The following is a 19,278-nucleotide window of genomic DNA, read 5'->3' on the forward strand; positions in this document are numbered from 1 at the left end:
CGAGCAGCATCGACAGCCTGTCGACCTCCACGTCCTCGGGCCTGAGCACCGCGACGAGTGGCATCGCCAGCTTATCCACCGGCTTGAGCACGGCCAACAGCAGCGTGAGCAGCCTGTCGACCTCGACCTCATCTGGCCTGAGCACGGCCGCGAGCAGCATCGACAGCTTGTCGACTTCCACGTCCTCGGGCCTGAGCACCGCGACGAGTGGCATCTCCAGCCTGTCGATCGGCCTGAGCACTGCCACGAGCAGCATCGACAGCCTGTCGACCTCCACGTCCTCGGGCCTGAGCACCGCGACCAGCGGCATCTCCAGCTTGTCCACCGGCTTGAGCACGACCGACAGCAACGTCAGCAGTCTGTCGACTTCGACATCCAGTGGACTGAGCACCGCCGCGAGCGGCATCAATAGCTTGTCGACCTCGACGTCGTCGGGTCTGAGCACCGCGACCAGCGGCATCTCCAGCTTGTCCACCGGCCTGAGCACGACCGACAGCACCGTGAGCAGCCTGTCGACCTCGGTGTCGTCTGGTTTAAGCAGTGCGACCAGCGGCATCTCAAGCCTGTCAACCGGTCTGAGTTCAGCGAACAGCAGCGTGAGCAGCTTGTCGACCTCCACGTCCTCGGGCCTGAGCACGGCCACCAGCAGCATCGGCAGCCTGTCCACCGGCCTGAGCACCGCGAGCAGCGGCATCTCCAGCCTGTCCACGGGCTTGAGCACAACGAACAGCAGCGTGGGCAGCTTGTCGACGTCGACGTCAAGTGGGCTGAGCACAGCGAACAGCAGCATCAGCAGCCTGTCGACTTCCGCGTCGTCGGGTCTGAGCACCGCGACCAGTGGCATCTCGAGCTTGTCTACCGGCCTGAGCACGACCAACAGCAGCGTGAGCAGCTTGTCGACTTCGGCCTCGTCGGGTCTGAGTACCGCCGCGAGCAGCATCGACAGCCTGTCGACCTCCACGTCCTCGGGTCTGAGCGCTGCGACCAGCGGCATCTCCAGCTTGTCCACCGGCCTGAGCACGACCAACAGCAACGTCAGCAGCCTTTCGACTTCCACGTCGAGCGGCCTGAGCACTGCAACGAGCACCATCGACAGCCTGTCGACCTCCACGTCCTCAGGTCTGAGCACCGCGACCAGTGGCATCTCGAGCTTGTCGACAGGCCTGAGTTCCACCAACAGCAGCATTGGCAGCCTGTCTGCATCGACATCGTCGGGCCTGAGCACTGCGACCCTTGCCATATCGAGCCTGTCTACCGGCCTGAGCACCACGAACAGCGACGTGGGCAGCCTGTCGGCGTCGACGTCGTCCGGCCTGAGCACGGCCACGAGCAGCATCGGCAGCCTCTCGACCGGCTTGAGTTCGACCGGCAGCAGCCTGACCAGCCTGTCCACCGCCACCTCCTCGGCGCTGAGCACCGCCACGAGCGGCATCGACAGCCTTTCGACTTCCACGTCGAGTGGCCTGAGCACCGCGGCCAGCAGCATCGGCACCCTGTCCGCGGGACTGAGCACCGTGGGCAGCAGCGTCGGCAGCCTCTCGACGGGCCTGAGCACCACCAGCAGCAATGTCAGCAGCCTCTCGACCTCGATGTCGGCCGGCCTCGGCACGGCGACGAGCGGCATCTCCAGCCTGTCCACCGGACTGAACACGACCAACAGCAACCTGGCCAGCCTGTCCACCGGCGTGAGTACGGCCGGCAGTGGGCTGGCGAGCCTGTCGAGTTCGACCTCCATGGGCCTGAGCATCGCCACCAGCCGCATCGGCAGCCTGAGCACGACGGTGGACACGATCAACGGCAAGGGCACGAAGTACTTCCACGCCAGCTCGACGGCGCCCGATGCCAGGGCGACCGGCCAGGACGCGGTAGCGATCGGCCCGCAGTCGGTGGCCAGCGGCGCCAACGCCTTCGCGGCCGGCAATGGCGCGAAGGCGACGGCAGACGGTGCTGTCGCCATCGGCTTGGGCGCCTGGGCGGCCGGGCCCAATGCAGTCGCGATCGGTACCGGCTCGATGGCCACGGGCTCGCAGGCCATCGGCGAGAACTCCCGCGCGGGCGGTGGCGGTGTGGCGCTCGGCGACAAAGCCGACGCGGGCGGCACGCCGCTCAGCCAGGCACAGAACGTTTCAAAGGGCACGGCGATCGGCTTCGGTGCCGTGGTGCAGCAAAGTGGCGGCGTCGCGCTGGGCGCGGGCTCCGTCGCCGGCACCGCGGCAGGCGTGGCCGGCTACATCCCCGGCAACGCGAGCGCGCAGCAGCAAGCAGCCATCAAGGCCACGACCAGCACGCAGGCCGCGGTGTCCGTGGGCGACGCGGCCCATGGCCAGTTCCGCCAGATCACCGGCGTGGCCGCGGGCTCCGCAGACAGCGATGTCACCAACATGGCGCAACTGCGCGCCGCGTCGAACGCAACCAAGGCCGGCGGCGTGCAGTACGCCACCAACGCTGACGGCTCGACCAACTACAGCGAAGTCGCGCTCGGCAACGGCCAGGCACCGGGCGGCACGCGAATCGGCAACGTGGCACCGGGCGTGCTGCCGACCGACGCCGTCAATGTGAGGCAGTTGGACCAGGTACAGCGCCAGGTGGGCGACGTGGCGCGCATCGCCTACTCCGGCTCGGCCATGGCGTTCGCGATGTCGGGCACCTACCTGCCGCCGCTGTACGCCGGCGAGAAGACCGTGGGCATCGGCTTCGGCAGCTACAGAGGCTATAGCGCGGTGGCCCTGACCTTCAAGACGCTGTCGGACGACGGCCGGATGTCATGGGGCGCGGGGCTCTCGACCACCGGCAAGGAGTGGGGCGTCAACGCGGGCATCGGCTGGAAATGGAAATGAGCCGCGGGACACCCGCGCACGTGATGCCGAAAACAACGAACAGAACGCGCGCCATCTGCCATGCCCCGCATCAACGGCGCGAGGGTGTATCGCCTGCGCCTGTCCAGCCCGCTCGCACCGTAACCGCTTGCCGATGTTGTTCACGGGCATGCCGACGCTGTTGCCCGCGCCGGTGGCCGCCAGCCATGGCCGCGACAGCCCGAATCGCTTTGGCCGCAGGCCTGCAGCTTTCCTGAAGAACCGAACCGTCGGCGTTTGCGCGCCGCGTGTGACCGAGGCCGTGCGAGGGAGCCTCGGTGCGCTTTTCCGTGCATCCCTTCGTGGTTAGTTACTTTTCAACCGTTGATCTCAATGAATAAAAAATCACATCGCTCGATCTGGAATGAATCTCTCGGCACCTGGGTGGCCGCTTCCGAAACCACCAAGCCGCGCGGCAAGCGCAGCGGGTCTGCCCAGTTGGCCGCTGTCGGCTTTGCCGGCCTCATGTTGATGGGTGCTTCGCTGGCCCACGCGCAATTGGAGGCAACGCCCAGCGCGCCAGAGGCGACCGCCGACCAACCGTCAGCCGTGCCGCCGGGTGCGCAGCCCACTCCCGCCGCTGCACCGCCGGAGTTTCTAGCGCCGACGCCGGCCACTCCGCCGCAAACTTCCGCCGGACCAGCACCCGCCGCTGCGGAGCCCGCTCCTGCGGCACAGCCGACGGCCGAGCCGGCGGCCGAGGCAGCACCTCTTCCGGCCGCACAGCCGGCGCCGGAAGCAACGCCTGTTCCGGTGGTCCAGCCGACGACCGCGGCACCAACGACCGCAGATGCGACGCCCACTCCTGCCGCCCCGCAGTCGGCGCCCGCAACGCCAACGCAGCCCACACCGCCGCAGGCTTCGGCCGTTCCATCGCCCGGCGCTTCGGAGCCCGCTCCTGCAGCACAGCCGGCGCCGGACGCAACGCCCGTTCCGTCTGCACCGCCGACGACCGCCGCACCGACAACCAGCGATACGAAGCCCACTCCTGCCACTCCACCGTCAGAGCCCGTCGCGGCGACGACATCCAATCCGCCGAAGGCTTCGGCTGGTCCAGCGTCCGGCGCCGCGGAGACCGCTCCTGCAGCACAGCCGACGCCGGACGCAACGCCTGCTTCAGCCGCACAGCCGACCCCTGATGCAAAGCCCGTTGCGGCAGCACAGCCCACAACCGCTGCGCCAACGGCCAGCGATGCGAAGGCTGTTCCCTCTGCACAGCCGGCAACCGCCGCACCGACGACGGACGATGCGAAGACCGATCCGTCGGCCAAGAACACAGAGCCCGCCGCAACGCAGCCGGTGACCACGATGCCGCAGCCTGCGACCGAACCAACCACAGGCGATGTGAAGCCCGCTCCTGCGGCGGAACCGGCAACCGGTGTCAAAACCGAACCGGCTGCAAACGGCGCAAACACCACCCCAGCGCAACCCACGACGGCAGCGCCGCAGCCTTCGGCCAACCCGACGGGCGGCGATTCGAAGGCTGCTCCCGTGGCACAGCCGACCACCGCTGCACCGACGGCCGGCGATGCGAAGCCCGCTCCCGCGGCAGAACCGACGACCGACGCGAAAGCCGACGCGGCGAATGGCGCCAACACCGCAGCGCAGCCTTCGGCCGCAACAACGGCCGGCGATGCAAAGCCTGATCCGGCCGAGAAGCCGGCGACCACCGACGTCGGTAGCCTGTCTACAGCGCTGAGCGAGACAAACAGCAGCGTGAGCAGCTTGTCGACCTCGACCGCCACGGGCCTGAGCACTGCAGTCAGCGGCATCTCCAGCCTCTCTACCGGCCTGAGCACGGTGACCGACAACGTCGGCAGCCTGTCCACCGGCATCGGCAGCCTGTCCACCGGCCTCGGCACCCTGTCCACCGGCCTCGGTGTCACGAACGGGAACGTCGCCACCTTGAGCACGACGGTCACCGGCATCTACAACGGCGGCACCAAGTATTTCCACGCCAACTCGACCGCCAATGACGCATCGGCCAGCGGCCGCGATTCCGTGGCCATCGGTCCGCGGTCGGTGGCCAGTGGCGCCAACTCCTTGGCCGCCGGCAACGGTGCAAAGGCGACGGCCGACGGTGCGTTGGCAGTGGGCTCCAACGCCCAGGCGAGCGGCGCGAACGCGATCGCCATCGGCACCGGTGCGTTGGCCACGGGCTCGCAAGCCATCGGCCAGAACGCCCGCGCGGGCGGTGGCGGCGTGGCACTGGGCGACGGTGCGGATGCCGGCGGCACATCGCTGAGCAACGCGCAGAACAGCTCGCACGGCACGGCGATCGGCTTCGGCGCGGTGGTCACGCAGAGTGGCGGCGTTGCGCTGGGCGCTGGATCGGTGGCAACGACCGCAGCCGGCGCGGCCGGCTATGTTCCGCACACCGCGAATGCGCAGCAGCAAGCCGCCATCAAGTCGACGACCAGCACGCAGGCCGCCGTGTCCGTGGGCGACGCGGCCAACGGCCAGTTCCGCCAGATCACCGGCGTGGCCGCAGGCTCGGTCGACAGCGACGCGGCGAACATCGCGCAGCTCAAGGCCGCCTCGAACGCGACGAAGGCCGGCAGCGTGCAGTACGCGACCAACCCCGACGGCTCCGTCAACTACAACGAGGTCGCCCTGGGCAACGGTCAGGCACCGGGCGGCACGCGCCTCTCCAACGTGGCGCCGGGCATCCTGCCGAACGACGCGGTCAACAAGGCGCAGTTGTCGGCCGTGCAGGGCCAGTTGCAAGGCCAGATCGCCAGCACGCAGCGCATCGCGTATTCGGGCGTGGCGATGGCCACCGCGATGAGCGCGATGCCGCAGGCCATGACGCCGGGCAAGAGCCTGCTGTCGATGGGCGTGGGCAACTACTCGGGCTACAACGCGATGGCCATCGGCTATTCGTCGCGCTCGGGCGATGGCAAGTGGGTCTACAAGGTCAACGGCGGCTACAGCAGCAGCAAGTTCAACGTCGGCGTGGGCCTGGGCTACGAGTTCAACTGACGACGGTTTTCTCCAGCGCCGGGCCTGAGCAACACAGTTGTCGATTCAGGCGCCGGCCACCCAGCGGAGAAATTGAAAGACGAGAAATTGAAAGGGCGCCTTGTGCGCCCTTTCCTACGTGAACAATCGCCAATCAGGCACCTGTAAGGCCATTTAAACGGGTACGGTCGGATACGTTCACAGTTCTCGCAATCGCGCGGCAGCTCGAAGTCGTTTCACAGGAGCCCGTTGCAATGTCCGTCCCGCAGTCCCTTACCCATTCGCAAGTCGATTTCGTCAACGACGACTTCGAAGCCCTGGCCTCCCACATGCGCCATTGCGCGCAGGCTCACGGCCGATGGTTCTCGGTGCGAAGCCACATGCAACGTGTGCGCGCACTCGCTGCGGGCCGCATCGTCACGATGGCCTGCATGGCCGTGGTGCTGGGCATCGGTCTCTTCGCGATCGCTTGAGCGCCGCAGCCGTCGCCGACCGCCTCCAGGGGCTCAGTCACTACGCTCGGGCCCTTCTGCTGGGTCCGCATGACCCGGTAGCGCTTCCGATCCGCGCCGAACTCTTCGGCGCTCAACGTTTCGAGCAGCACGGCCACAGCCTCGCGCGCGCGCAGGTGGTGGAAGAAGACCCCCGCCGCGCCGGCGAGGGCGCACCGTTTTTTCCGCGCGTGGACGAAAACCTCGAATCGCTGCGCGCCGCCTTCGACTACATCGCGCGAATCTCGCAGAGCGGGCGCTATGTGTCGCCGGCCGCCGAATGGCTGCTCGACAACTTCCACCTCGTGGAGGCGCAGCTCCAGCAGATCCACGACGGCGTGCCGCGCAGCTACTACGCGCGGCTGCCCAAGCTCGCGACGCCGCCGCTCGCGGGGCTGCCGCGGGTGTACGGCATCGCGTGGGCCTATGTGGCGCACACCGACAGCGTGCTCAACAAGACGCTGTTCACCGCCTTCCTCAACGCCTACCAGGACATCGACGAGCTCACGCTCGGCGAGCTCTGGGCGCTGCCCACCACGCTGCGCGTGGTGCTGCTGGAGAACCTGCGCCGCGTGGCCGAGAGCATTGCCGAGAACAAGGTCGCGCGCGAGATCGCGCATGCCGCCTGGGACGCGGCGCCGCATCTCTCGGCGCAGGACCTCGACGTGCTCTACCGCGCGCTGCAGAGCCACGGCCTGCAGGACAACTACCTCACGCAGCTCTGGCAGCGCCTGCCGGTGGAGCACGGCGAGAACATGCCCGCGCTCGTGCGCTGGACCGAACAGCACTGCCCCAACGGCCCGGCGCTGATCAACGACGCGCAGAACGCGCAGGCCGCCGCCAACCTCACGGTCGGCAACATCATCACGACGCTGCGCATGATCGGCCAGGTCGAGTGGAGCGACCTCATCGAGCCGGTGAGCCGGTCGCTGCGCGTGCTGCGCGAGCTGCCGAGCTTCGCGAGCGAGAGCGAGCGCACGCGCCAGCAGATCACGCATGCAATGGAGCGCGTGGCGCGCGACACCGAGCAGCCCGAGCGCGAGGTGGCCGAGGCCGTCGTGCGCATGGCCGCGAGCGCGCCGGCCGACGACGCCGCCGCGGAGACCGACCGTGCCGACGGCACCGCCGGCTACTACCTCTTCGGCCAGGGCCGGCCGGCATTGATCGCCGCGTTGCAGTCCGATGAGAAGGCGGGCCGCGATGGCCGAGCCGTTCCCATCCAGCCCGCGCGCAGCCATCGCAGCTGGCGTCTGCCGGCGTATCTCCTGTCCGTCGCCGTGGGCACAGCGTTGCTGCTGTTCGCCGTGGCGCACGGCCTCGCGCACCGCGGCGACTGGACCACCGTGGTCGCGCTCGTGCTGCTCGCATGGCCGCTCTCCGAGGCGCTGATCGCGCTCGCGCAGCGGATCATGGCCGAGTCGGTGCGCGTGCAGGCGCTGCCGCGCCTGGATTTCGCGGCCGGCATTCCCGAGCGGCACCGCGCGCTCGTCGTCATTCCCACGCTGCTGACCTCGGCCGCGAGCAACGCGCAGCTCGCGCACCGGCTCGAGCTGCACTGGCTCGCCAACCGCGAGCCGCACGCGCAGTTCGCACTCCTCACCGACTGGGCCGACGCCGCGCAGGCCTCGCTGCCCGACGATGCCCCGCTGCTGGACGACGCCATCCAGCGCATCGCCGCCCTCAACGCGAAATACCCCGTGGCCGACGGCGCGGCGCCGCGCTTTCTCGTGCTGCACCGCCCGCGCACCTGGAGCGACACCGAGGAGCGCTGGATGGGCTGGGAGCGCAAGCGCGGCAAGCTGGAGATGCTGGTGCGCCTGCTGGCGACCGGCATTACCAGCGATATGAGCGGCTTCCTGCCGCTCGCGCCCGGCCAGCAGCTGGCCGCGGGCCGCACGCCCTACGTGCTCACGCTCGACAGCGACACGGGCCTGCCGCCCGGCGCGCTGCGCGACCTGGTGTCGATCGCCGCGCACCCGCTCAACGCGCCCGAGGTGGATGCGCAAAGCCGCCGCGTCGTCGCGGGCTTCGGCATCCTTCAGCCGCGCATCGTCACGCCGTTTCCGATGCAGAACGAGCGCTCGCCCTTCCACTGGATGTTCGCCGGCCAGTGCGGGCTCGACCCCTATGGCAGCGGTGCATCGGACATCTACCAGGACGTGTTCGGCAGCGGCTCGTTCACCGGCAAGGGCCTCTTGAACGTGCGCGCGGTGCACGCCACGTTGAACGAACGCATCCCCGACAGCGCGGTGCTCAGCCACGACCTGCTCGAAGGCACGGTCGCGCGCTGCGCGATGGTGAGCGACGTGGTGCTGGTCGAAGACCATCCGCACCACGCCGGCGTGGCCGCCTCGCGCGTGCACCGCTGGGTGCGCGGCGACTGGCAGCTCTTGCCGCTGATGTGGCGCGCCCGGCGCTTCGGCATCGACGCGCTCGGCCTCTGGAAGATGGGCGACAACCTGCGCCGCTCGCAGGTGGTGCCGGCTTCTTTCGCGCTGCTGGTGCTGGTGATCTTCACGCAGGCGATGCCGCTCGGCTGGGCGCTGGCGGCCGTCGGCGCGGCGCTCACGCTCGGGCCGCTGCTCGGCGCGCTGGCCGGGCTGGTGCCGACGCGGCGCGCCATCGAGCTGCGCCACTTCTTCGACGTGGGCGCGGTCGAGTTGCTGCGCGCCATGGCCGGCGCGGCCTGGCAGTTCGTGCAGCTCGCGGCGCAGACGCGCCTGTTGCTCGACGCGGCATTTCTCGCGACGTGGCGGCTCGTCGTGAGCCGCAAGCACCTGCTGCAATGGACCACCGCCGCGCAGGCGCAGGCGCAGTCCAGCCAGCAGTTGCTGCCGTTCCTGCGTGGCGGCGCTTTCAGCAGCGTGGCCTGCCTCGCGCTCGCGGTGGCGGCGCACTGGAGCGCCTACCCGATCGTCGGCCCGCTGCTGTTCGTCGTCTGGGCGCTCGCGCCTGTCGCGGCGTGGTGGAGCAGCCGCGTCGATGCCGAGGTGCCCGATCCGCTGAGTGCCGACCAGCGCACTTACCTCGAAAAACTCGCGCACGACACCTGGCTTTTCTTCGAGCATGTGGTCGGCCCCGACGACAACCACCTGCCGCCCGACAACCTGCAGCTGGAGCCGCAGCCCACCATCGCCCATCGCACCTCGCCGACCAACATCGGCATGTACCTGCTGGCGGTGTGCTGCGCGCGTGAGTTCCGCTGGATCGACACGGCCGCGCTGCTCGAACGCATCGGCGCCACGCTCGACACCGTCGACCGCATGCAGAAGCACCAGGGCCACCTCTTCAACTGGTACGACACGCAATCGCTCAAGCCGCTGCCGCCGGACTACGTCTCCAGCGTGGACAGCGGCAACTTCGCGGGCCACCTCGTGGCGGTGGCGCAGGCCTGCCGCGCCTTCTCGGCAGAGGGCTGCGAGAGCCACGAAGCGCCCGTGCTCGAAGCGCTCGCGCAGCGCTGCGACGCGCTGCACGCCGGCATGGATTTCAGCGGCCTCTACGACGCCAAGCGCCACCTGTTCCACATCGGCCTGCGCGTCGAGGAGAACGTGCTCGATGCGAGCTACTACGACCTGCTGGCGTCCGAGTCGCGCCTCTTGAGCTTCCTGGCGATCGCCAAGGGCGACGTGCCGCGGCGCCACTGGATGGCGCTGGGCCGGCCGTTCCTGCTGGTGGGCTTCGAGCCGAGCCTCAAATCGTGGTCGGGCTCGATGTTCGAGTACCTGATGCCCGCGCTCGTGATGTCCGAGCCCGAAGACGGCCTGCTGCAGGTGGCCAACAGCGCGGCCATCGCCGAGCAGCAGGCCTTCGGCCGCGCGCAGAACCTGCCGTGGGGCGTTTCGGAATCGGCCTACTTCGCGCAGGACCACTCGCTGGCCTACCAGTACTCGCCCTTCGGCGTGCCGCGGCTGGCGCTGCGGCGCACGCCGCCCACCGACCGCGTGGTCGCGCCTTATGCGAGCGTGATGGCCGCGGTGCTCGCGCCGGCGGCGGCGGTGAGCAACCTGGAGCGACTCGAAGCGCTCGGCGCGCGCGGCGAGTTCGGCTTTCACGACGCGGTGGACTTCACCACCTCGCGCCAGGCCGAGGGGCAGGAATTCACCGTGGTGCGCAACTTCATGGCGCACCACCAGGGCATGTCGCTGGTGGCGCTGTGCAACGTGCTGTGCGCCGACGGTCCGCGCCGCTGGTTCGGCAGCGCCGCGCTGGTGCAGGCGCACGAGTCGCTGCTGCACGAGCGCACGCCGCGCCAGATCATCGGCAGCGCCGATCCGCGCACGCCGCCCGAGCCCAGCCAGACCGAGCTGGCGCCGCTGTTCCAGCCGCGCCTGGTCGATCCGATGGCCGCGGGCTTCCAGCCCACGCACCTGCTCTCGAACGGCCGCTACACGGTCGCGCTGCGCGCCAACGGCGCGGGCGTGAGCCGCTGGCGCTCGTTCAACGTGACGCGCTGGCGCGACGACCCGCTGCGCGACAGCCACGGCACCTTCTTCTACCTGCGCGACGAAGGCCAGAGCGAGCTCACTTCGCTCACCGCCCTGCCCGCGCCCGGCGCCGACTGGCTCTACCGCACGCGCTTCCTGGCCGACCAGGTGCAGTTCGACGCGGCCGGCCCCGGCCTGCAGGTGCGCACCACGGTGCTCATCAGCCCCGAGGACGACACCGAGCTGCGCAGCATTTCGCTGCACAACTCGGGCGACCAGACGCGCACGCTCGAACTCATCTCGTACTTCGAGCCGGTGCTCTCGAACCCCAAGGCCGACGAGGCGCATCCGGCCTTCGCCAACCTGTTCGTCGAATCGCGCTGGGAACCCGCATGGCGCGCGCTGCTCATGTCGCGCAGGCCCCGGCTGCACGGCGACCCGGTGGTGGCCGCGGCGCACTTCGTCGCCTCGGTCGATGCGCACGTGCTCTCCATCGACTGCATGACCGACCGGCGCGCCTTCATCGGCCGCAACCGCTCGCTCGCGAGCCCCGCGCTCGACCCCCAGCCGCTGCACATCAACGGCACGCCGGTGAACGGTCTGGACCCGATCGCTTGCCTGCGCGTGCGGCTGTCGATCGCGCCCGGCGCCACCGCGCGCCTGAGCTTCGCGACCGCGGCCGACGAAAGCATCGAGGCGCTGATGCCCAGCATCGACCGCTACCTGCAGCCGATGCACGTGGAGCGCGCCACGCGCATGGCCGCCACGCTGGCGCAGGTGCGGCTGCGCGACCTGAGCATCGCGCCCGCGCAGAACCTCGCGCTGCAGGACCTGACCACCATCCTCACCTACACCACGCCGCGCGTGATGAAGGACCGCGGGCTCATCGACCTCCGGCAAATCTGGCGCTTCGGCATCTCGGGCGACAAGCCCATCGTCCTGGTCTACATCCATTCGATGAACGGCATGGGCCTCATCAACACGTTGCTGCGCGCGCAGCCGTGGTGGGGCTTCGGCGGCGTGGCCTGCGACCTGGTGGTGCTCAACAGCGAGCCCAACTCCTACCTGATGCCGCTGCAGCGCGAGATCGAGACCCTGCGCACCCGCGTGCAGCAGCAGACCCAGAACAGCTTTCCGCGCAACGACACGGCCGGCTTCTACCTGCTGCGCGACCACGAGGTGGCGCCCTCGGAAAAGGCCGCGCTCTCCAGCCTCGCGCGCGTGGTGTTCACGGCCGACGGCCGCGCGCTCGAGGTGCAGGTGGCCGCGCTGCACGAGGCGCGCAGCCCGACGATCGCCGACGACAGCAGCGCGCCGGTGCCGCAGCGCACGCCGCTCCTGATGCGCTCGGCCGCGGCGCAGTCTGCACGGCCCGCGACGACGCCGATGACGGCGCCCGCCGGCCGCTTCGACGCGCAGAGCGGGGAGTTCCGCTTCGACGTGGACATGGACAACCGCACGCCGCGCCCCTGGGTCAACGTGATCGCCAATGCCAACTTCGGCTTCCAGGTGTCCGAATGGGGCACGGGCTACACCTGGGCCGGCAACAGCCGCATGCACCAGGTCACGCCGTGGTCGAACGACCCGGTGCAGGACCCGGCCTTCGAGCATTACCTGCTGCAGGACCTGGCCACGCGCGAGCTCTTGCCGCTCACGCCGGCCGGCCAGGGCGCGAGCGGCGCCGAAGCCGTGCGCCACCGCGTGCGGCACGGGCAGGGCTATTCGGTCTTCGAATGCCGGCTGCGCAACCTGACGCTCAAGACCACCTTCTTCGCGGACCGTGACGATGCCGCGAAGCTCGTGCATGTGCGCGTGCACAACGAAGGCGCGGGCCAGCGGCGCCTGCGCGCGCTCGGCATGGTCGAGTGGCAGATGGGCGCCGCGCGCGGCGAGCGGCGCACCGTGCATTGCTGGAAGCCGGAAGACCAGCCGGCGGTGTTCGGCCAGCAACGCGAATCGGGCGGGGGCTTCGGCGGGAGCACGGCTTTCCTGCTGCTCGCGGGACTGCCGGGTGCGACACAGTGGACCTGCGACCGCAACGAATTCTTTGCGGGCCACGGCATCGTCGAGGTGCCCGAGACGCTCGCGCGGCGCGCGGGCAGCGGGCTCGATGCCTGCGCGGCCATCGGCGGTGAGTTCGTCGTCGGCGCCGGCGAGACCGCGGAATTCACCTTCGTGCTGGGCCATGCCGACAACGCCGACGCGGCACTCGAACTCGCCCGCCGCTGGCGGCAGCGCGACGTGCCTGAAGCGCTCGCGCAGGTGCGCGGCTTCTGGGACGAACTGCTCGGGCGGCTTGCGGTGCGCACGCCCGATCCGCTCTTCGACGCGATGGTCAACCGCTGGCTCGTCTACCAGACGCTGGCCTGCCGGCTCTGGTCGAAGGCCGGCTTTTATCAAGCGGGCGGCGCCTTTGGTTTTCGCGACCAGCTGCAGGACGCGATGGCCTTCGCGCTCACCGATCCAGCGCGGCTGCGCGAGCAGATCCTCGTGAACGCCGCGCGCCAGTTTCCCGAGGGCGACGTGCAGCACTGGTGGCACATGCCCGGCGGCGCCGGCGTGCGCACGCATTTCTCGGACGACCTGCTGTGGCTGCCGTTCGCGACGGCGCACTATGTGGAGGTGACCGGCGATGCATCGCTGCTCGACCAGGTGGTCGGCTTCATCGAAGGCCCCGCGATTCCCGAGGGCGCCGAAGACGCTTACTACGCGCCGCAGAACAACGGCCGCACGGCCACCGTGTTCGACCACGGCGCGCGCGCCATCGACAAGAGCCTGAAGACCGGCGTGCACGGCCTGCCGCTGATGGGCACGGGCGACTGGAACGACGGCATGAACCGCGTGGGCAACGAAGGCCGCGGCGAATCGGTGTGGCTCGCGTGGTTCCTGTGCAGCGTCGTCGCGCACTACGCGCCGATCGCCCAGGCACGCGGCGAACACGAGCGCGCGGCGCGCTGGACCGAGGCGCGCCGCGGCTGGATCGCCGCGCTGCACGACGCGGGCTGGGACGGTGCGTGGTTCCGCCGCGCCTTCTTCGACAACGGCGCGCCGCTGGGCTCATCGGCCAACGACGAGTGCCGCATCGACCTGATCGCGCAGGCGTGGTCGGTGCTCTCGGGCGCCTCGGACGAGGCGCACACCGGCCCCGCGATGGCCGCCGTGAAGAAGCACCTGCACGACGAGCCGGCGGGCCTCCTGCGCCTGTTGACGCCGCCCTTCGCGCACTCGACCAACAACCCGGGCTACATCCAGGCGTATCCGCCGGGCGTGCGCGAGAACGGCGGGCAGTATTCGCACGGCGCGGTGTGGGCGCTGATGGCGCAGGCGCTGCAAGGCGACCATGAAGCGGCATGGCAGAGCTTCGAGGGGCTGAGCCCGGCGCACCGCGCGGCAAACCCGGAGCGCGGACCGGCCTACGAGCTGGAGCCCTACGTGATGGCGGGCGACATCTACGGCGCCGCGCCGTATGTGGGCCGCGGTGGCTGGAGCTGGTACACCGGCTCGGCCGCGTGGCTGCACCGCGCGTCCGTCGAAACGCTGCTGGGGCTGAGCGTGAAGGGCAGGCATCTTTCGCTGACGCCGCATGTGCCCGCGCACTGGCCGGGCTTCGAGATCGCACTGCGGCTCGGCGAGCGCCGTCTCACGCTGCAATGGGGCGCGCCCGAGGCCGCCGCGACGCCGACGCACCACGTGGCCGTGGGCGAGTGGATCGACTGGCAGGCGCTGCCGGCGGACGCGGTGCTGCGGGTGGGTTAAGGTCCGCGGGCCTGTTCAGCCCCCACCACCCGCACTTTCATGACCAAGATCCAGTTCCGCCGCAAGCTCATCGTCATCATCCTGCTGTGCGTGGCGGTCACGGGGGCGGTGGTGCGGCACTACGCGGAGCGCGGCACCACCACGCGCGACATCGCCACGCTGCTGATGGTGCTGTGGGTGCCGATCATCGGCAACGTGATCGCGTGGCTCATCGGCAAGCTGCCGCGCCGCGCGCCACCGCCCGAGCCGGTGACCTTCGATGCGCTGGGCGCGTTCACGCCGCATCTGCAGGTCGCGCTCACGCTGCGCCCGCCGGCGCTGCCGGTGCACGACGTGCCGCTGGGCGCCGGGGAATACCGCTGCGCGCTGGTGATCGACAACGAAGGTTTTTCGGCCCGGTGGTTCGTGCCGCAGGGCGAAGTGCTGGAGCGCGGGAAGGCGCATGCGCTGGACGTCGAGTTCCTGACACCCGAGCTTGCCAAGCCCCGCTTTGCGCAGGGTGCGGACTTTCGTGTGCTGGTCGGCGATTCGTTCATCGCGGACGGCCGGGTGCTGCAGCCCCGATAACGGGCGGTTGTTGTGGTGGTGGTGGCGATAGCCGCCACGGCGCGCGGGCCAGCCGCCACAGCGTTGCAAAAAGGGCCGATTGTTCGCCCAGCGGAAACTGACTACTGCCGCAAGACCCCTTTGTCGCGAGGGCTTGCGCTTTCACACTCCCTGGACTCCCGCAACAAGCATCGGCACGCGCCTGGCCGATGCGCCCCAGGACCCCTCTCATGATGAATGCACCCAGCAGCAACCCCTGCGTCGATGACCTGTCGCCGTCGCCGGCCCCGACGCAGACACCATCGCACGGGCTGGTCGAGACCACCCGCTCCGCCTGGCTCGCCGTCGGCTCCATTGCCGTCGGCACCTTCGCGATGGTCTCGACCGAGTTCATGCCGATCGGCCTTCTCACCGACATCGCGCGCGGCCTGAACGTCTCCGACGGCACGGCCGGCCTCATGGTCACGATGCCCGGCGTGCTCGCCGCCTTCGCCGGGCCGGCGCTGATCGTCGCCTCGGGCAAGCTCGACCGGCGCACGGTGCTGATCGCGCTCACCACCTTGCTGATCGCCTCGAACCTGCTCGCAGCCTTTGCGCCGAACTTCGCCACGATGCTGGTCGCGCGCCTGCTGCTGGGCCTGTGCGTGGGTGGCTTCTGGACCTTTGCGCCGGCCGCGGCCACGCAGCTGGTGCCCGATGCCTCGAAGGCGCGCGCGATGTCGCTGGTGCTGGCCGGCGTGTCGGCCGCCACGGTGCTCGGCGTGCCCGCGGGCTCGTTCCTCGGCACGCTCTTCGGCTGGCGCGCTTCGTTCGCGGTGACCGGTGCGCTTGCCGCGTTCGTGCTGGTGGTGCAGCTGTGGCTCCTGCCTGCGATTCCGCCGGTGCGCGCCATCGGTGCGCGCGACCTGCTCACGCCACTCACGCGCCGCATGGCGCAGGTCGGGCTGCTCGCGGTGCTGTTCTTCATTGCCGGTCACTTCGCGGCCTACACGTACCTCAAGCCGCTGCTGCAACAGGTGTTCGGCCTGGCGCCGAACGCGGTGTCGACGCTGCTCCTGGTCTACGGCGCGGTCGGCTTCATCGGCACCTTCGTCGGCGGCAGCCTGGTGGCGCGCAGCGTGCGCGGCACCACGTTGCTTGCGGCGCTGATGCTCGCGACGGCGCTGCTGCTGTCCACGATGATCGGCAGCGGCTTCGTGCCCGGCGCGGTGGTGGTCTTCATCTGGGGCGTGGCCTTCGGCCTGATTCCGGTGGCGCTCACCGGCTGGATGATGGAAGCCGTGCCCGATGCCCCCGAAGCCGGCCAGGCGCTGCTCGTGAGCGGCTTCCAGGTGGCGATCGCCTCGGGTGCGCTCATCGGCGGGCTCACGGTCGACAACTTCGGCATCTCCAGCGCGATGGTGCTCAGCGGCGTGCTGGTGCTGATCGCAGCGCTGATCGTCGGGACGCTGGGCCGGGCGCGCGGTGGGGCGCCGCTGGCGGCCATTCCGGAATAACGCGGGTTCTCGTTCTCTCTGTCTTTATTTGGCCGGGCTGCCGCGCAACGCGTTGGTCGCCCGGCACAGGTCCGTCTCGCGGTGCGTTGCCAGCTCGAAGCAACGCGCATCCGCTTCACGCAACGCAGCCTCGAACGCGCGCCGCTCCTGTGCGGCTTCCACCTGATACCCCACCAGCCACGCCAGCGTCACGGCCAGCATGACCAGGAGGGCGAGCAGCGCGGCGATCAATGCCATCCGCCAGCTGCGCGGGTTGCGGGACAGGCCGGCTTCCATGGATGGGGCGGTGCTGTTCATCGCGGAAGCTCGGGGAATATCCACACGCTCAGTCCGAGCACGACGCCGGCGCCCAGCGACACCATCGCCGCCGTCACGAACAACGAAGCCGCCACGATGTTCGGCATGCGCATGGCCATGAACAGGAAGGCCGTGGTCGCCAGCACATAGAGGAGCAATGGCAGCCATCCCATGTAGGCCGGACGCAGGTTGGGTGCGGGCGGCTCGTCCGGGTTCATATCGGGCAGGAACGGGTTAAGCATGGGCTGCCTCTTTTTCTTCTCGCGCGCTCACGGTACGGCGACGGGTTTGCGCGGTCATGGAGTTCGAAGGGATCGACGAGGCTGTCGTGCACACCCTGCGTGCGAAATCGCCACTGGGTTGCAAGACCGGGAAGATAGGAGAGTGGCCGGCCATTCCCTAGGAAATGGTTCACATACGTAATCAATTTGAAGCCGCGGCGTCAATTTGGATGCGTATCTGCTCACTACTTCACGGCTATTTCTCTCAACGCCCTCCGATCGCTTAGTGCGACCGTGTTGCGATTGCGTCAGGCGAGACAAATCTCACACAAACGCGCTCAAAAGTTAAGGAACTACGCCAGTTCTTGAAAACGTTCGATTTCGCGCGGAAAAGTTAACGGGTGAAAGCAACTGTGCCCTCCTAGACTCGCGGCTCGGATTTTTGATAACAAAGTTAACAGGGACGGCATCACGCCACGCGACGCGCCAAGCGCTTCGCCGGCGGCGCACACCCACGGCTGCGACGGCGACATCGCAGCCAATCGGGCGGCCCCCTCACGACATGTCATCTCGAACCGACGCGCGATGGAGAGCGGGAAGACATGCATCCCGTTGACCGCCGCTTCCTGGAATTACTCAACGAAACTGGTTATGAATAAAAATTACCGCTCCATCTGGAACGAATCGCTTGGCGCCTGGGTGGCCGTCGCGGAAATTTTCAGCGCCAGAGGCAAGCCCGGCGCAAGCCTGTGCAGCGGCAGCGCGAGCGCCACGCGAAAACGATTCCGCCTTGCGACCCTCTCGAGCGCAGCGTTCGCTGCCTGCCTCGGATTGATGAGCCTGCCCGCGTCGGCCGGCTACGGCATCTTCATCAACGACGGCAACGACAACGGGTGCCTCTGGACCTTCGACACACAGGGCCTCTCCCCCATCGGCCTCTACTCCGGCACCACGGCGCCGAGCGGTGTGAATTCCGGCGGCAACAACACGTCGGGCGGCGTCTACGGCGGCGCGAACGGCGGCGTTCCCACCAACGCCCAGGTGGGAAGCGCGGACACCCGTTGCGTGACGACCGACAAGTCGACGCAGACCAACCGCGCCCTCTTCTACGGCCCCAGCAGCGGCGTCGGCGCGAATTCGCTGAGCATCGGCGGCGACCTGTTCGTCAACTCCGGCAACCTGGGCCTGGGCGGCGGTACCACCACGAACGCGATGCGCATCGGCAGCACCGCGACGCTGGGCGCCACGTCCGGAAACCGCGCGTTGGCGATCGGTGCCGGAACCAATCCGACGAACGCCACCGGCGATGACGCCATCGCCATCGGCACCAGCGCCAACGCCCTGTCGAGCGGCTCTGTCGCCGTCGGACTGAACGCCTTTGCAAGCGGCTCCAACACCACGGCGGTCGGCTCCGGCGCCAGGGCCAACGGCGGCGGCGCAACTGCCATCGGCAACAACGCGAACGCCGCCTTCACCAACGACATGGCGTTCGGAACCAACGCGCTGGCCGTCGGGGACAACACCGGAAAAGCGCCTTCCACCGCATTCGGCAACAGCGCGAGAGCCACGGGCTCCGGCTCCACGGCGTTCGGCTCTTTGGCCAACGCGGTGGGGGCCAGGTCCGCCGCCATCGGCAACGGTGCCTTCACCGGCGCAGAGAGCGCGACGGCGATCGGCGCTGCAGGCACGGCGACCAAGAACTACGCCACGGCCATCGGCAGCTATTCGCTGGCCGACGGCGTCAGCAGCACGGCCTTGGGCGAATCGGCCAATGCACTGGGCGACTCTTCCGTGGCGCTCGGCGCCAGTGCCAAGGCTTCCTATGGCAACAGCGTGGCGATAGGTGCGGGCAGCACCACCGGCACCGCGGCCCCCACGGGCACAGCGTTCCTCACAGGCAAGGCCGCACCCGCATCGGAAGTCTCGGTCGGCTCCTCTTCGGCGCTGCGCCGCATCACCAACGTGGCCGACGGCGCCGCGCAGCAGGACGCGGTGACGGTGGCCCAGCTGAGCACGGGCATGAGCACCACGGCCAGCAGCATCGGCAGCCTCTCGACTTCCACGTCGACCGGCCTGAGCACGGCGACCAGCGGCATCTCCAGCCTGTCGACCTCCACCTCCACGGGCCTTAGCACGGCAACCAGTCGGATCAACAGCCTATCGACGTCGACCTCGAGCGGATTGAGCACCGCGACCAGCAGCATCTCCAGCTTGTCCACGTCGACATC

At 69.2% G+C, this 19,278-nt stretch carries 9 protein-coding genes and 2 pseudogenes; 9 read left to right on the forward strand and 2 right to left on the reverse strand.

Annotated features, from left to right (window positions below; all coding sequences use genetic code 11):
• From JC881_RS32820 to JC881_RS10770, 8 genes and pseudogenes are all read left to right on the forward strand, one after another.
• Positions 1-1,796 (forward strand): annotated as a pseudogene (locus tag JC881_RS32820) (ESPR-type extended signal peptide-containing protein); the annotation flags it as partial.
• A 216-nt stretch (positions 1,797-2,012) separates the two neighbouring features.
• Positions 2,013-2,837, forward strand: a complete 825-nt coding sequence (locus tag JC881_RS32825) for a YadA-like family protein (RefSeq protein WP_443083342.1) — start codon at positions 2,013-2,015, stop codon at positions 2,835-2,837.
• A gap of 351 nt (positions 2,838-3,188) precedes the next feature.
• Positions 3,189-3,272 (forward strand): annotated as a pseudogene (locus JC881_RS32830) (ESPR domain-containing protein); the annotation flags it as partial.
• Between the two features lie 1,299 nt (positions 3,273-4,571).
• Positions 4,572-5,837 (forward strand): YadA family autotransporter adhesin, encoded by a 1,266-nt coding sequence (locus tag JC881_RS32380; protein WP_332875223.1) that lies wholly within the window; start codon positions 4,572-4,574, stop codon positions 5,835-5,837.
• 233 nt (positions 5,838-6,070) lie between these two features.
• A complete protein-coding gene (locus JC881_RS10755) occupies positions 6,071-6,289 on the forward strand; it encodes a hypothetical protein (RefSeq protein WP_198785707.1) in 219 nt (72 codons plus the stop codon).
• Positions 6,286-14,490, forward strand: a complete 8,205-nt coding sequence (locus tag JC881_RS10760) for a GH36-type glycosyl hydrolase domain-containing protein (protein ID WP_198785708.1) — start codon at positions 6,286-6,288, stop codon at positions 14,488-14,490. Before JC881_RS10755 ends, JC881_RS10760 begins: the two co-directional genes overlap by 4 nt.
• 39 nt (positions 14,491-14,529) lie before the next feature.
• Complete coding sequence (locus JC881_RS10765) at positions 14,530-15,057, forward strand: hypothetical protein (RefSeq protein WP_198785709.1); 528 nt, start codon at positions 14,530-14,532, stop codon at positions 15,055-15,057.
• Between the two features lie 209 nt (positions 15,058-15,266).
• The gene (locus JC881_RS10770; RefSeq protein WP_198785710.1) at positions 15,267-16,532 is read left to right on the forward strand and encodes an MFS transporter; all 1,266 of its coding nucleotides are present in this window, start codon (positions 15,267-15,269) and stop codon (positions 16,530-16,532) included.
• Positions 16,533-16,556: 24 nt separating this feature from the next.
• Here JC881_RS10770 and JC881_RS10775 read toward each other — a convergent pair whose 3' ends face one another.
• Both JC881_RS10775 and JC881_RS10780 read right to left on the reverse strand, forming a co-directional pair.
• Complete coding sequence (locus tag JC881_RS10775; RefSeq protein WP_233101702.1) at positions 16,557-16,829, reverse strand: general secretion pathway protein GspL; 273 nt, start codon at positions 16,827-16,829, stop codon at positions 16,557-16,559.
• The gene (locus tag JC881_RS10780; RefSeq protein WP_198785711.1) at positions 16,826-17,071 is read right to left on the reverse strand and encodes a hypothetical protein; all 246 of its coding nucleotides are present in this window, start codon (positions 17,069-17,071) and stop codon (positions 16,826-16,828) included. Before JC881_RS10780 ends, JC881_RS10775 begins: the two co-directional genes overlap by 4 nt.
• A 630-nt stretch (positions 17,072-17,701) precedes the next feature.
• Here JC881_RS10780 and JC881_RS32385 point away from each other — a divergent pair.
• A partial coding sequence (locus JC881_RS32385; RefSeq protein ID WP_269823156.1) for an ESPR domain-containing protein occupies positions 17,702-19,278 on the forward strand: 1,577 nt, incomplete at its 3' end.

It is taken from the genome of Variovorax sp. IB41, assembly GCF_016405905.1.
Lineage (GTDB): Bacteria > Pseudomonadota > Gammaproteobacteria > Burkholderiales > Burkholderiaceae_C > Variovorax.

Excerpts from the sequence above, each read along its gene's own strand:
- JC881_RS32825 (WP_443083342.1), top strand. The coding sequence starts at position 2,013 with ATGGCCACGGGCTCGCAGGCCATCGGCGAGAACTCCCGCGCGGGCGGT.
- JC881_RS10755 (WP_198785707.1), top strand. The coding sequence starts at position 6,071 with ATGTCCGTCCCGCAGTCCCTTACCCATTCGCAAGTCGATTTCGTCAAC.
- JC881_RS10765 (WP_198785709.1), top strand. The coding sequence starts at position 14,530 with ATGACCAAGATCCAGTTCCGCCGCAAGCTCATCGTCATCATCCTGCTG.
- JC881_RS10770 (WP_198785710.1), top strand. The coding sequence starts at position 15,267 with ATGATGAATGCACCCAGCAGCAACCCCTGCGTCGATGACCTGTCGCCG.
- JC881_RS10775 (WP_233101702.1), bottom strand. The coding sequence starts at position 16,829 with ATGAACAGCACCGCCCCATCCATGGAAGCCGGCCTGTCCCGCAACCCG.
- JC881_RS10780 (WP_198785711.1), bottom strand. The coding sequence starts at position 17,071 with ATGCTTAACCCGTTCCTGCCCGATATGAACCCGGACGAGCCGCCCGCA.